The sequence below is a fragment of the Algibacter sp. Ld11 genome (assembly GCF_045066735.1).
Lineage (GTDB): Bacteria > Bacteroidota > Bacteroidia > Flavobacteriales > Flavobacteriaceae > Algibacter.
Genome location: NZ_JBISHH010000024.1, coordinates 104,742 through 119,457, shown reverse-complemented (window position 1 = coordinate 119,457; position 14,716 = coordinate 104,742). Strand labels below are relative to the sequence as shown.

The following is a 14,716-nucleotide window of genomic DNA, read 5'->3' as shown; positions in this document are numbered from 1 at the left end:
ATAAAAGTAGATATGAAATACAATATTTTAGTATGTTTCACTCTAATTTTGAGTATAATGAGTTGTAATAATGAAATTAAAAAAGAAGGTCAAAACTTAAAGGTGATGACTTACAATATCCGTTTAGATGTCGCCTCAGATGGAGATAATGCATGGCCAAACAGAAAAGAATTTTTAAGTACGCAAGTATTGTTTAATAGTCCAGATATTTTGGGGGTTCAGGAAGCGAAACCAAATCAAATGGCCGATTTAAAAAGAGCTTTAACGGGCTATAAGGCCATTGGTGTTGGTCGTGATGGTGAAAATATAGGTGAATTTTCAGCTATATTTTATAATACTGAAAAGCTAAAAGTTGAGAATGAAAACACGTTTTGGCTTTCAGAAACACCAAATCAAATTTCTAAAGGTTGGGATGCTGCATATCCCAGAATTTGCACATACGGTTTGTTTACGAACTTAGAAAGTAATACCAAGTTTTGGGTTTTTAATACGCATTTAGATCATAAGGGGCACCAAGCTCAATTGCAGGGTGTTGCTTTAATTCAAGATAAAATTAGTAGTCTTAATTCGGGTGATTTTCCTGTTGTTTTAATGGGGGATTTTAATGTGGAACCAAATAGTGAGTTAATACTAAAACTTAAACAAAACATGAACGATTCTAAAGAAGTTTCAAAAATTTCTTTTGGGTCGAACGGAACATTTAATGGTTTTAAATTTACCGAGTTGGTTACTCGAAGAATAGATTATATTTTTGTGTCCAAAAACAATGTTGAGGTTAAAAAATATGGAGTATTGTCTAGTGCTGTAGATTTAAAATATGCTTCGGACCATTTTCCTGTGTTAACAGAGTTAGTAATTAAGTAATTTTAAAGTATGAAGATATTGAATAATGTAGTAAAAGGTTTCTTATGTTTTGCTGTCGTTCTTTTTGTGTTAAGTTTTAAGAGTAAAAAAATCGAAATATCATCTAGTTCTATTAAAAATGATCCGATAGATCGGAAGGTCGATTCTGTTTTGGCATTAATGCATCTTAATGAAAAAATTGGGCAGCTGGTGCAGTATGCTGGTAAATGGAATGCAACAGGACCTTCTTCTTCTGATAGAGATCAGTATAAGTTAGATAAACTTAAAAAAGGTGAAGTTGGCTCTATGCTTAATATTACTTCGGTAAAAAGTATTCGCGAAACGCAAAGAATTGTTATGGAACATTCAAGGATTAAAATTCCATTAATTTTTGCTTACGATGTTATCCATGGTTATAAAACTATTTTTCCTATTCCATTGGGTGAAACCGCTAGTTGGGATTTAGAAGCTATAAAATTATCTTCATCTATTGCAGCTAAAGAAAGCGCGGCTTCTGGTTTAAATTGGACTTTTGCCCCAATGATTGATGTCTCTAGAGATGCGCGATGGGGACGTATTATGGAAGGCGCAGGGGAAGATCCTTATCTAAATTCAGTAGTAGGTGTTGCTCGTATACAAGGTTTACAAGGTGATAACTTATCAAATGTTTTAACAATTGCCGCTTGTGCAAAACATCTTGCAGGCTATGGATTTGGTGAAGCTGGGCGTGATTATAATACGGTTAATATTGGTGAAAATGAGTTGCATAATACTATTTTACCACCGTTTAAAGCAGCTGCGCAGGCCGGTGTGGCTACATTCATGAATTCTTTTAATGATATTGATGGTATTCCTGCAACAGGTCACAAAGTGCTACAACGCGATATATTAAAAGGTCAATGGGGTTGGAATGGTTTTGTAGTGTCCGATTGGGGTTCTATTGGGGAAATGGTGACGCATGGTTATGCTGAGGATACAAAGCATGCTGCTCAAATTGCACTTAATGCTGGAAGCGATATGGATATGGAATCTTATGCTTATCAATCTCATTTAGAGGCTTTATTGTCTGAAAATAAGGTGAGTATTGGTCAAATTAACGATGCTGTAAAACGTGTTTTAAAATTGAAATTTCAATTAGGCCTTTTTGATGATCCTTATAAATATTGTAATGAGCAGCGTGAAAAAGATGAGATTTATACTAAAGAAAATTTAGAAATAGCTAGAGATGTTGCTAAAAAATCTATTGTATTGCTAAAAAATAAAGATAAAGTTTTGCCTTTGTCAAAAAATGTAAAAAGTATTGCTGTTATTGGGCCTTTGGCAAATGATAAAGATACGCCACTTGGTAATTGGAGAGCAAAAGCAACATATAATTCTGCAGTGTCATTATTAGAAGGTATTAAGAGTGCTGTTGGTAAAAAAACAATAGTGAAATATGAAAAAGGAGTTGATTTAACAGTGCCAAATATTCCAGAAGGTTCAAATCAATTTTCATTTCCTTTAGAGTTTAATACCATCGATAGTTCTGGTATGGCTAATGCAGTAGAACTTGCCAAGAATAGTGATGTTGTCGTTTTGGCAATTGGCGAGAATGCGTATCAATCTGGTGAAGGGCGAAGCCAAACTAATATTGGTTTTTTTGGTCTACAAAACCAATTGTTAGAAGCCGTTTATAAAGTGAATAAAAACATAGTTGTTGTTTTAATGAATGGACGCCCAATGGAACTGCAACGGCTATCTGAAATAACACCAGCAATTTTAGAATGCTGGCATTTAGGGTCTCAAGCTGGTTATGCTATTGCCGATGTGCTTTTTGGAGATTATAATCCATCGGGAAAGTTACCTGTATCTTTTCCTTATCACGTTGGTCAAGAGCCATTATATTATAATCAAAAAAACACAGGTCGCCCATCGAATGCAAAACATGTTACTTTTTCTGCCTATCGCGATAGTCCAAAAACGGCTTTATATCCATTTGGTTTTGGTTTAAGTTACACCCAATTTTCATATACTGATCTAAAACTAAGTCAAGATGAAATGGATGCTGATGGTGAAATTAAAGCTAGTATAAAAATTACAAATACCGGTGAACGAATGGGAGAGGAAGTTGTGCAACTTTATATTCGTGATGTAACAGGAAGTTTAATTCGCCCTATAAAAGAATTAAAAGGTTTTGATAAAATAATGCTTAAAGCAGGTGAAACTAAAACGGTTACTTTTAATATAAATGCCGAAATGCTTCAGTTTTATACAGCAAACAAGATATGGGAAGTTGAGCCTGGTAAATTTAATGTTTGGATTGGTGGCAATTCGATAACGACTTTAAAAGAAACTTTTGTTGTTAAATAATAATATAAAAAAGACATTGAAAATCATTGAATAAGTTCAGGTTTTCAATGTCTTTTTTTTAATACTACTAAAGTACTTTGAATTCAAAAACTTGAGATTCTGAAGTGTTATTGTTGCTGTCTTTTGTAACAACACGCCAAAAATAAGTGTTGCCAGAACTTACATTTACTGCAGTATTATTACTGTTTGTTATGGCTTGAGATTGCGTAGGAGGGTTTAAGGTTCCAAAAAGCACCTCGTATTCTGCAATATCATTATCAACATCTTCTCCCGACCATTGTAGTGATACACTTGTGGTAGATGCAGCTAAAGAAACAGATAAAGCAGGACTAATTAATTCCGCTGGAAACGGTGCGTAAGATGATGTAGCTTCTCCTGCATTATAAAATTTCCAAGTATTACTTTGTGCTGTGTCTGTGCCGGAGTTTTTAGAAACTACATACCACGAATATGGTGTGCCACGTAAAATAGTAACACTTTTTTCTGAAACCGAACTGATGTAATTGGTTGTAGTTTGTGTCTCTAAATTTTTTAAAAATAATTGATATGATGTTGTGTTTTCTGCATCATTCCAGTTAAACAAAATAGTGCTTTGGGTACTTGTTAAGCTTGTGCCTTCTGTACATTCTGAGTTTTCGTTAGGAAAAGATAATGTTGCCGCTGTTGGTGCTTTAACTTCGTTTTCAGGGTCTGGGTCGTTATCACCATCACCATCGCTACTGCCTCCACAGTTAAAAATGAAAAGACATAAAACGAAACTTCCGTAGATATATTTAAGTGAATTTTTCATTAGTTCTTAATTATTTTAAAGCTTTTGCTATTTGTTTTTGTAACCACTTTTAATAAGTAAACGCCTTTGTCTAGTTCCGATGTATCTATTTTAAGTGTATTGCTTGTCGTTTCGGTATTGTAAACACGTTTTCCCAGAATCGAAAATATGTCTACCGTTGCTTTTTCATCTTGTAATTCACCCAGATTAATATTTAATTCATTGTTTGAAATGGGGTTTGGAAACGCTGCCATTTCATTATTGTAAAAAATAGATTCTTCAAATTTACCTTGACAAATTTTATCTGTTTCTACTAGAATTTTATTTTCTCCAGATTTTAAGTCAAGTTCAATCTCGGAGTTTGAAGTTTCTGTGGTTGCCCCATTAAGAGTGATTTTATAAAGAGACCCTCCACTCATTTTAAGTGAAACTGATTTCTTTCCATTTGTTTGTTTTGCTAATACGGATAAATCTTCGGGTTCTATTATGTTAATATTGTAGCATTGCTCGTATTCTGGTTGTCCTTCAACGGTAACACAAACATTATAATGGCCGGAGTCTAAATTGTTTTTAATAAAATTACTAGTAAATGTATCGGTACTATTTACATTATTGCCTGAGATTTTAAGGGTGTAGTTTAGATTTTTTTCTGCTGTAATATCAATAAAACCATTGTTGCTATTTCTACAGGTTTCATTACCTATTTGCAGTTTAAAATTGTTTGCTGGTAAACTAAATATTTCGCAACCATTTGCATCTACAGTAGCGCCAATTGGTGTATTAATGCACGTATCGTTTATGTTTAAAACACCATCGCTATCTAAATCTTCTGGGTTAATAAAGGTTTTATCTCCAAAAATCATGAACTCACCAGCTTTTAATGTTATCGATGCTGTTGTGCTCGTAACGTCCATTGGCATATTTCTGTCTAGCAAATTATACCATGTTCCCGTTTGTTGGAAATTAGGTGTAATGTTTTGAGCTGTAATACCAAAGTTTCCAATTATAGTAATATATTTAATATCATTTTCTGTTGCATTATCCAGCGTTAAATGGATAGATTTTAGCCCAGAAGTTTTGTCGGTGTCAACCTCGAAATTAGTGGTTTTAAAAATAGGTTCTTCAAGTTTTAAACGAATTAAATTTCGCCAAGTGTTATATACCGCTTTGCGGTTGGCATCATTTAAATAATCCCAAAGAATAGGTTTATTACCAACTCGTCCATTTTGGTCTATAGAAATATCGTAACCCAATTCGCCAAATTGCCAAATCATTTTAGGACCGGGAACAGTAAAGAAAAAAGCTCCAGCTGTTTCTACACGTTTTAAAGCGGTATTTAAATCTTTAACGTTATAATTGGTGTTCGATGCGCCAAAACTAAGGTTTCTAAACATCATGCGCTCTTCATCATGACTTTCCATATAGCTTACGGAAGATGTTGCTTGAGCAAAGCCTTTTTGTTTATATGAAACGTTTTCGAAGTTAGATTTTCCATCAGAAGTAAAACCCATTGAAGCATCGCTGTAAGTGCCGTTTATATTATTCCAAAGCATAATGCCTTTGCCTTCATTTACTCGGTAATTTGCCCATTCACTCTCTTCGGTTATACCTCCTAAATGTTCGAATATAACATAGAAGTTTTCTTTTTTGTCCCATTGATAATCGGCATACAATTTTAAAACATCAACACGGTCCTGTTGATAATTACCAGTACAACTCTCGTTATTTTCGCTACAGTTTTGAGTAAATCCTTTGGTTAGGTCCCATCGAAAACCATCAATTTTATATTCGTCAATCCAAAATTGAGTAACACGTTTTACGTAGTCTCGGGTTGCCGTTGCGCTATGGTTAAAATCATTAAAAACGCTATACGCATGTTTTGCTGTTTGATTAAAAAATGGATTATCGACAGATGCCGTACCTCCATAATTACCATTATCGGTATTCCAGAGTCTATAATATGGGTTTTGTCCAGAGGCATGGTTGAAAACAACATCTACAATAATGGCTATGCCACGACGGTGACATTCGTCTACTAAAGCTTTAAAGGCATTTTGCGTACCGTAATATTTATCTAGTGCCATATGGAATGATGGATTGTAGCCCCAACTTTCGTTACCGTCAAATTCATTTAAAGGCATTAACTCAATAGCGTTTATGCCTAGGTTTTCTATATAATCTAGTCTGCTTTTTAGAGCGTCAAAGCTATGGAGAGCATCGAAATCGCGAAGTAGCAGTTCGTAAATTACTAAATCGGTTTTTTCGGGAGCTGTAAAATTGGTTACTTGCCAATTATAGTCTGCATCTCCTGTTCTTAATAAAGTAATATTGTGGTTTGTTTTTCCTGTTGGATATGCTGGTAACTCAGGATAAGTTACCGCATTGATATATTGATCGTTCGATTCTGTTAAAATAACTGGAGAATATGGATCTGCTATTTTTATAGAAGCATCAACCATATATTGATACATGTGGTTGGTTTGTGGTGCTAATCCTGTTAGTTCTATCCAAAAACGATCTTTACTGCTGTCTTTCTTCATTAAAAAAGCATCATCTATCGTCCAATCATTAAAGTCGCCAATAACATGTACAAACTCTTTTAGCGGCGCATAAAGCACCAAAGTAGCTTTAGTGTTGTCGGTTTCATTGTAATTAATACCATCTAATAAGTTGTTTGGTAAAGCTGCTTCGGTAACTGTTGGAACAACTATGGCTTCAAAATTTTTAGATTGGGTTTGTGTACCATCCGTAATTTGTAACTCGAATGTTGTGTTTTCGATTACTGTGTAATTATTAGTGTATGTTGTGGTTTGATTGGCTGTATCTACAATGTTATTGTTTACTAATAGTGTGAAATTAGCTGTTGTACTTGATGTTGCGCTAATTGGCAGTGTTTCACCAGTATTTAAAATGGTTGTGGTTTTTGTAGGCATGTTTAAAAATAGTTGAAAAGAACCAATATCGAAAAAGAAATCGGCACAACCTGATGCTTTTAACTCTTGATTTCCCGATGCGTTTCTAAAAACCATACCCATTTTGGTAGATGCACTTTGTTGTTCGGTTGTTAAACTATAATAAATGGATGGTGTTATGGTGATACTCCAGGTACCATCGTTGTTATTCGTCATTTCGCCAATACCATCATCAACTCCCCAATTACCAACGGTTTTAATACCCCAAGCATCAGTATCGTTTCCTACACCGGAGTGCATGTATACTTTGCTAGCAGAAGATAGGCTATTGCAATCGGTTGCTGTGCTGTTGAGGTTTACCGTTATAGTTATTTGGCTTGTAACTTCGAAAGCGCTAGGTGATATAGCAACTTGCGAGATAGTGGTTAGGCTAAATAGCAAGAAAGAAAATAGTAGCAGTTTTCTCATTTGTTTTGGTGTTTAGTTAAGTTGTAATGTGGTAAAAAGAAGATTTAATTAAATGATAATCTTTTCAATAAAGCTTCTTTTTTTAAGAAAAAAAAGGCTGATAAAAATCAGCCTCTTTAAGGTGTTAAATGTTTTAGTTTGGTATAATATTGTAGCTACCATCTAAATCGTTGAACCAGAAATCGTAACTTCCAGAAGCTTCGTTAAACGGAATGTTATCGCCGCCACCGGCTAAATTAGCTTTACCGTATAGTTGGTTAGATCCTGAATATCTCCAAACATCTGCCCAATCATCATTTGCTCTAATTAGCATTTGGCCGCCACTTGTTAGTGTTACGCCATTGATATACCATAGGTGTGGGTTATTAGTATCTTGAGTAAAGTTGGTGTCGTTGTCACCGTCCCAGCCATTAGGCGTGGCATCTCCAATAATTGCCATAGTGCCGTATGTTGGTGCTGCCGATGCATCATAAGGTTCTACTGTAAAACTTCCAGCTTCGCCAACCGTGGTGAAATTATAAGAGTAATACCCTGCCGTTGAAACATTAAATGTTCCAGGGTCTGAACCTGAACCAGTATTTACTGCGAGAGAAGTTCCGTCGTTTGTACCCCATTGTGGTTGCCAAGCGCCTTTAGTTTCTAATAATTTAAAAGCTCCTGCTCCAAAATAACCAACATAGACATAGTTGTTTGGTACATCTTGATTTCTAAACAAAGGTGTATTATTGTTATCGTTACTCCATCCTGGTGATGTGGCGTCTCCAACTACATATAGATTAGGAAATGCAGAAAGATAAGGAGTTACAGAAACCGTTATTGCATCTGAAATTCTTGTTAACTCACTTCCTCCTGTATTTGTGTTTTTAGCTACAACTCTAATATCCATATCGCCAGCAACTTCTGGCATTAAACCGATACCAATAGCCACTGCATTTAATTCTGAATGTGTTGATGATACTGTGCTTAAGTTGGTTATGGTTCCAATAGCCACTGGGTTTGCAAAATCGCTTCCTGCCAAAGCAGCTTCAACGGTGTAATTAATATTGATACCTAAAGAGGATTCTAAAACAGCATCTGTCCAATTTACGGTTAATACAGTTTCATCTACAGAACCTATAGATAATACAAAGGCATCATTAGCTAAAGGACTTGAAACTACAGGAGCATCGGTTGGATAACGAGTTGCTAATAATAAAATGCTATTAGATGTTTCGCTTCCAGTTGCAATTCTAAAATATACTGGTACATCTCTAAACGTTGTTGCTCCCGAATTTGCAATGGTGTTATTGAATTCTGCAACCGTCATTGAAAAGTTTTTTGCATCGGTTGTTCCTAAAGATATAGGCGATGTAAAATCTGCATCGGTTGCCATTTCAACGGTGTACGAGCTGCTTCCTGTTACATCATCTTTCCACGACAATGTAAATGCAGGATTGTCTGGTAATGCAAAGTTTAAAAAAACAGTACTTATACCAGGTGTATTTAGAACAAACTCAGCCTCTGGTGCTGTAATTGTAAGGCTTTCTTCGGTTTCGCAAGAAGCGAAAAACAGTGTTGACAATAGCAACAGAAAGCTTATTTTGGTTATATAAAATTTCATATTTTTTCTATTAAAAGGATTAATATTATAAGTTTAATGGCACAAGAATGTAACGGCCAGTAAGGTCGTTAAACCAAACATCATAGTCGTCTTCTACAATTACTGGAATTGGTCCGCCACCATCTGTTGCGACTCCTGAAAAGCCTGTTGAACCACCCCAGGTAGAACCCGTATTTGTTACAAATGAAACATCTCCTGGTGTTAAATGTAATGCTGCAGCATACCACACGTGTGTATCTATAGTTAAAGGTGTTAAAGTAGTTGTTTCTGTGCTAGAACCTTGTACTTCAATGCTTGAGAAATCTGTTGCTCCGGCGTTATTATAAGGTGTTAGGGTATATTTTTTAGTAGAAAAGTCTATCGTAAATTGGTAATAGCCAGCGGTTGGTACACCAAAACGACCTGGGTCACCATCTTGTGTTCCTGGGTTGCCTGCTATATCTCCAGATTCGGCAGGGTTATCGTCTCCTTCATTTGGAGTAACTCCCCATTGCGGTTGCCATAAACCTCTGCTCTCTAAAATTTTGAATCGACCTTCATCAAATCCGCCTGCATTTGCAAAGTATCCTGTGTAGTAATACAGGTTTTGGTTATCGGCATCTCTAAATAATGGTGGGTTATTTGCATTGTTGTTCCATCCTGAAACTACTCCGTTTCCTACTAGATAATAATCGTTAAACACATAGTTGTAATAAGGGTATACCTCAAATTGTAGTGTATTTGACGCTACAGACTCACTGTTTTGGGAGCCTAAAGATGCTACAACTCTGGTGTATAGCGTTCCCCAAGTAAACGGATCTAAACCAGCACTACCTGCGGCTGCGTTTATTTCACTTGTCGATAGGGTAAGGTTGTTTCGTCCTGTAACGGTCGAAGCAGTAACGGGTGTTGTAAAAGCATCATCGTTTGCAAATTGCACGGCATAATTAATGGCTGTTTGTTGTCCGTAATCTGATTCTACCCAGTTTAATGATAAAGCTGGGTTGTTTGTATTATTGGCATCGAGTTCAATTTGGCTAAAATTTAATTCGGCTAAAATTGGTGATGATGGGTCTGAAACAGAGTATATATCTGTTGTGTCATCGCAAGAACTCAGGCATAGTAAAACTAAACCAATAATGCTAAACACTGAAATGTTTTTAAATTTTTTCATGGTCTTTATTTGTTTTTAAGTTTAGTACCCTGTGTTTTGAGTCAGGTTAGGGTTTGCTGCAATACTTCCGGTTGGAATTGGATACACATTAAAATGTGATGGTAAAGAAATACCATTGCTTCCGTTACCTTTCCACGCCCAATTGTAATTTCCGCCAGTAAACTTATTATAACGAATTAAATCTTGTCTTCGGTGTGCTTCCCAGTGTAATTCACGAGCGCGTTCATCTAAAATAAAATCTAAAGTTAAATCTCCAGAAGAAATGGTGTTAGGGTTGTTTGCTCTCGTTCTTAAAGCGTTTACATAACCAACAGCATCGGTAATAGTACCGCCACCACCTCTTAAATGTGCTTCAGCATACATTAAGTATACATCGGCTAATCTAAATAAAGGAAAATCGGTGTCAACAAAAGTTTGGTCTGCACCAGCGCCTCCTGTTGAGGTTGCATTAGAGTATTTTTCAATAATGTATCCGGTGTCTTTATCTGAAATTTCAATAATATCAATTGGTCTATCTGCAGAGATAATCGTATTTCTATCATCGTCAGCAAAAGAAGAATCGAATAGGTTTGCTAATTGCTTTCTAATTCTAAGCGCACCACCCCAGCCTGGTTTACTAACACCAAGTTCTAGTCCGTTTTCTTCTAAACTTCCTACTTGACCATTAATCATAACAGTTGTTGGTCCGTAGTTTTGTGTTGTTGTTCCATCTGAAACTATTGGGAAAATAATTTCGTTTACCGCAGAGTTTGTATTGTTGTCTGCCATAAAGTTGTATAAATAATTAGATGATAATGTATAACCACCGTCCATTATTTTTTGGCAGTATGATAAACAATCTGCATAACGGTTTTCACCAATGTATACTTCAGCGTTTAAATATATTTTAGCTAAAATCATATAAGCAACCGATTTGTCCGCACGGCCATATTCATTTTGTCTAGAGTTTACTAAATCGCTATCGATTGCAATTAATTCTGATTCAACAAAATCAAATAATTGAGCTCTTTCGTAAACAGGAGGAAAGGAATTAAGCGCATCGTTTTCGGTAACAAAGTTTGCTTTTCCAAAAATATCCATCATGTAGTAATATGCCATGGCACGCATTAAGCGGGCTTCAGCTCTGTAGGCTACAATCTCTGTTCTTGTTGATGATGATACGTTTCTTGCATCTAGTTTCGCATCTGTAGTTTCTCTTAAAAAATTGTTTGCTAAAGCAATAGAAAGGTGTGCTCTACTAAACATACCCAATAAAAGAGGATTTTGAGCAGTCCATGTATTTCTTTGAATTTCTCTAGCTCCAGGGTCATTCTCGTAAGACCAAATCATTTGATCTGCCGATAAGGTTTGTACATATAAAAGTACACGTCCAAATTGGCTAGTTCCAGCATCAATGTTTTTAAGGTTTGAATTTCCTGCACCATCGGTTCCGGTAAGTGCTAAGTTGGCATAAATACCTGCTAGTACCTGTTTGTAAGCCGCTTCGTTAGTAAAAAGCTCTTCACTTAATACGGTTTGGTCGTCATTAGGAACAATGTCTAAATCATCTGTACACGAGGTTAGTGTAGCGAATAAAAGTAGAGCGATCCCAATGGTATTTTGTATTTTAAATCTTGGTTTCATAGTTGTATTTTTTAAAATTTAAAATTAGCTCCTGCCAAAATAGTTCTTGGCCTTGGGTATATGTTATTGTCTATGCCTTGGTCTGTACCAACTGATACTTCTGGATCTAATCCGCTATAATTTGTAATAGTGAATACGTTTTGAACTCCAGCCCATAAACGAATGCTTTTTAATTTTTTAGAAACATTTGGAAAAGTATAACCTAAAGTAATATTATCCATTTTTAAGAATGAAGCGTCTTCTACATAAATATCAGAAATGATAACATCTGCGGTACGTTGAAAATTGTTGTCTAAAACCGATGTTGGTAGGTTACCTAAAACGGCATTATCCTGAAGTAACTGGTATTGTGCTTTCGATGAATTTACGTTGTTATAAACGTAGTTTCCTAAATTAGCTCTCATGTTGAAAGAGAAATCGAAATTTTTATAATTCACGTTAGATTGAAAACCTAAAATAGCATCTGCACCAGGGTTTTCTTTTAAGTAACGGTCATCTTCATTAATTACGTTATCACCATTTAAATCTACATAAGCGCCTTCAATTGGATTTCCAGATGTATCATAAAGTTGTTTGTAAACATTAAATGAATTAGGCGAAAATCCTTCGCTTAAAATTTGAATGTTGTTACCTGTACCACCAGAAATACCACCAGTTTTTACATCCTGACCTTGGGCAAGTTCTTTAATTTCTCTGTCTAAAAATGTTGCATTAAAGTTGAAGTCTATTGTGAAATCTTCTTGTTTAACAACATCAGCATTAACCGAAAATTCTATACCACGAGTTTGTAATTCTCCAATGTTTTGGATGATATTGTTTGAAAAGTTTGTACCATCGGCAACAGCTGCAGAGAATAATAAATCGGTAGAGTTTTTTTGGAAGAAGTTTAACGAACCAGAAACGCGGTTGTCAAAAACGCCATAATCTATACCAAATTCTATAGTTGCTGTTTCTTCCCATTTAATATCTGGGTTTATTTCTGAGGCAATAAGTGATTGAATAACTTGGTTGCCAAATTGATACTGCGAATTAGCATCACCACCTCTATATCTGTTTAAGAAAATGTCTTTTTCACTAATTGATTGCTGTCCTGTAATACCATATCCAGCTCTTAGTTTTAAATTAGAAATGGTTTTAGAATTTTTTAAGAAATCTTCATCACTAATATTCCAAGCTACGGCAGCAGCAGGGAAGTTACCCCAACGGTTTTCTTCGCTAAAACGAGATGTTCCATCACGTCTGTACGTTAACGTTACTAGGTATTTTTCTGAAAATGTTAAATTTGCTCTACCAAAATAACCAATTAAAACAACGTCTGGGTCGGCATAAGTGTTTGCAAAAGTTTGAGGGTCTCTTAAGTTGCCAGTATCGTTTCCGTTAAAGGTAAATTTTTGATAAGAGTAACCTGCCATTAATTCGGTGCGGAAGTTTTCAAATTCTTTCTTATAGTTTAAATAACCATCTAATAATTTGTTGGTTCTGTTTTCAAAACGGCGCAACGTGTTCCCTTTTACAGGGTCGTTTGTTGGCATGTTGTAAGACGTCGATTGAATTTCTTTCGCTTTGGTTTCGTCGTAACCAATATTTACTACAGCTCTTAAGTCTGGTAAAAAATGGAATTTATAATCGAAATTTAAATTACCATAAACCCTATTAGAATCTCCTAAATTATTAGTTTGAAGTAATGATGCTACTGGGTTTGTAGTTCCGTTTAAAACCGTTGTACCATTACGGTGTTGGTAATAACCATCAAAAGGTGATGTGGCATCGTAAACCGGCTGTGTAGGATCGTAATATAATGCAGCGCCTATTTGACCAGAATCCGCAAAACGGTTATCTTCAAAACTCATGTTTGCATTTAAATTAATTTTTAAATGATCTTTAAACATTGAAGGGTTTAAGGCTAAGCCTAAGTTTCTACGTTCAAATTCCGATGTCATTAAAGCGCCTTCTTGGTTGGTTAATCCAAAAGAGAAACGTGTTGGAATGGTTTGAAATAAAGAACCTTGCATAGAAATGTTGTGTTGAGATGACACCGTGTTTCTAAAAATCTCATCTTGCCAATCGGTACTTGTTGCACCTAGTAAACTTTCATCTAAAGTTGTCCCGTTTAGTGGTTGCGATGTAATAAGGTTTCTGTATTCATCACCAGAAAACACATCGATACGGTTGGCAATTTCACCAAAACTGTATTGTGTATCGTAAGTGGCGCTAAATGAAGATTTACCTTTTTTAGTTACAATAATAATTACACCGTTTGATGCTCTAGAACCATAAATAGCAGTTGCCGAGGCGTCTTTTAATACAGAAAAAGAATCAATATCGTTTGGGTTAATACTAGCTAAAACTCCACGAGATCCTTTTACGCTATTGTTATCTATTGGTAATCCGTCGATAATAATTAAAGGGTCGTTAGATCCGTTTATAGATGAACCTCCTCGAATTCTAATTTGAGAACCAGAACCTGGCGCACCACTTGTAGTAACGCTTACACCAGATACTCGACCGCTTAGTAAATTTTCTGGAGTTACAATATTTCCTCGTGTAAAACCTTCCGAAGTAATGGCTTCTACTGAGCCTGTAGCATCTTTTTTGGTTGTAGATCCGTATCCAATTACTACTATTTCGTTCAGTAAAGCAGCATCTTCATTAAGTTGAATATTGAAGGTTGTTTGTCCCGAATATGTAATTTCTTGAGATTGGAAGCCTACATAGGTAATAACAAGTACGTCGCCATTTTTGGCTTCAATTTGAAAATTACCGTCAAAATCTGTCGCTGTTCCTGTGGTAGTGCCTTTTATTACGACATTTACTCCGGGAAGCGGAATAGAAGTTGCTTTCTCTGTTACTGTTCCTCTTACTTTGGTTTGCCCGAACATTAAGGTAGGTGCAAATAGTAAAAAGAACAACAATCTTTTAATAGTTGTCTTCATACAAATTAGTTTAAATAATGTCTAAATTAGTTGTTTATATTTTCACTTCTCGTGTTAAAATTATGT

8 protein-coding genes are annotated in these 14,716 nt (G+C 35.5%); 2 read left to right on the top strand and 6 right to left on the bottom strand.

Annotated features, from left to right (window positions below):
- Positions 1 to 12: 12 nt before the first annotated feature.
- Both ACJJV4_RS10910 and bglX read left to right on the top strand, forming a co-directional pair.
- Positions 13 to 864 carry an endonuclease/exonuclease/phosphatase family protein gene (locus ACJJV4_RS10910; protein ID WP_405294323.1) on the top strand — a complete coding sequence of 284 codons (852 nt, stop codon included), beginning with the start codon at positions 13 to 15 and terminating at the stop codon, positions 862 to 864.
- A gap of 9 nt (positions 865 to 873) precedes the next feature.
- Positions 874 to 3,192 (top strand): beta-glucosidase BglX, encoded by a 2,319-nt coding sequence (gene bglX, locus ACJJV4_RS10905; RefSeq protein WP_405294321.1) that lies wholly within the window; start codon positions 874 to 876, stop codon positions 3,190 to 3,192.
- Positions 3,193 to 3,259: 67 nt separating this feature from the next.
- Here the strand turns inward: bglX and ACJJV4_RS10900 are convergent, their stop codons facing one another.
- The 6 genes from ACJJV4_RS10900 to ACJJV4_RS10875 all read right to left on the bottom strand — a co-directional run bounded on the left by ACJJV4_RS10900 (position 3,260) and on the right by ACJJV4_RS10875 (position 14,650).
- Positions 3,260 to 3,982, bottom strand: coding sequence for a hypothetical protein (locus ACJJV4_RS10900; RefSeq protein WP_405294319.1), 723 nt, complete (start codon positions 3,980 to 3,982; stop codon positions 3,260 to 3,262).
- Complete coding sequence (locus ACJJV4_RS10895) at positions 3,982 to 7,341, bottom strand: alpha-amylase family glycosyl hydrolase (RefSeq protein WP_405294317.1); 3,360 nt, start codon at positions 7,339 to 7,341, stop codon at positions 3,982 to 3,984. Before ACJJV4_RS10895 ends, ACJJV4_RS10900 begins: the two co-directional genes overlap by 1 nt.
- 133 nt (positions 7,342 to 7,474) lie before the next feature.
- Complete coding sequence (locus ACJJV4_RS10890; RefSeq protein ID WP_405294315.1) at positions 7,475 to 8,941, bottom strand: SusE domain-containing protein; 1,467 nt, start codon at positions 8,939 to 8,941, stop codon at positions 7,475 to 7,477.
- A gap of 25 nt (positions 8,942 to 8,966) precedes the next feature.
- Entirely contained in the window at positions 8,967 to 10,094 is a 1,128-nt protein-coding gene (locus tag ACJJV4_RS10885) for a SusE domain-containing protein (RefSeq protein WP_405294313.1), read from the bottom strand.
- 21 nt (positions 10,095 to 10,115) lie between these two features.
- Positions 10,116 to 11,717 (bottom strand): RagB/SusD family nutrient uptake outer membrane protein, encoded by a 1,602-nt coding sequence (locus tag ACJJV4_RS10880; RefSeq protein ID WP_405294311.1) that lies wholly within the window; start codon positions 11,715 to 11,717, stop codon positions 10,116 to 10,118.
- 11 nt (positions 11,718 to 11,728) lie between these two features.
- A complete protein-coding gene (locus ACJJV4_RS10875) occupies positions 11,729 to 14,650 on the bottom strand; it encodes a SusC/RagA family TonB-linked outer membrane protein (RefSeq protein WP_405294309.1) in 2,922 nt (973 codons plus the stop codon).
- Positions 14,651 to 14,716: the final 66 nt, after the last annotated feature.

What these genes read in the sequence shown, in the direction of transcription:
- ACJJV4_RS10910 (WP_405294323.1), top strand. Translation starts at nt 13, where the DNA reads ATGAAATACAATATTTTAGTATGTTTCACTCTAATTTTGAGTATAATG.
- bglX (WP_405294321.1), top strand. Translation starts at nt 874, where the DNA reads ATGAAGATATTGAATAATGTAGTAAAAGGTTTCTTATGTTTTGCTGTC.
- ACJJV4_RS10900 (WP_405294319.1), bottom strand. Translation starts at nt 3,982, where the DNA reads ATGAAAAATTCACTTAAATATATCTACGGAAGTTTCGTTTTATGTCTT.
- ACJJV4_RS10895 (WP_405294317.1), bottom strand. Translation starts at nt 7,341, where the DNA reads ATGAGAAAACTGCTACTATTTTCTTTCTTGCTATTTAGCCTAACCACT.
- ACJJV4_RS10890 (WP_405294315.1), bottom strand. Translation starts at nt 8,941, where the DNA reads ATGAAATTTTATATAACCAAAATAAGCTTTCTGTTGCTATTGTCAACA.
- ACJJV4_RS10885 (WP_405294313.1), bottom strand. Translation starts at nt 10,094, where the DNA reads ATGAAAAAATTTAAAAACATTTCAGTGTTTAGCATTATTGGTTTAGTT.
- ACJJV4_RS10880 (WP_405294311.1), bottom strand. Translation starts at nt 11,717, where the DNA reads ATGAAACCAAGATTTAAAATACAAAATACCATTGGGATCGCTCTACTT.
- ACJJV4_RS10875 (WP_405294309.1), bottom strand. Translation starts at nt 14,650, where the DNA reads ATGAAGACAACTATTAAAAGATTGTTGTTCTTTTTACTATTTGCACCT.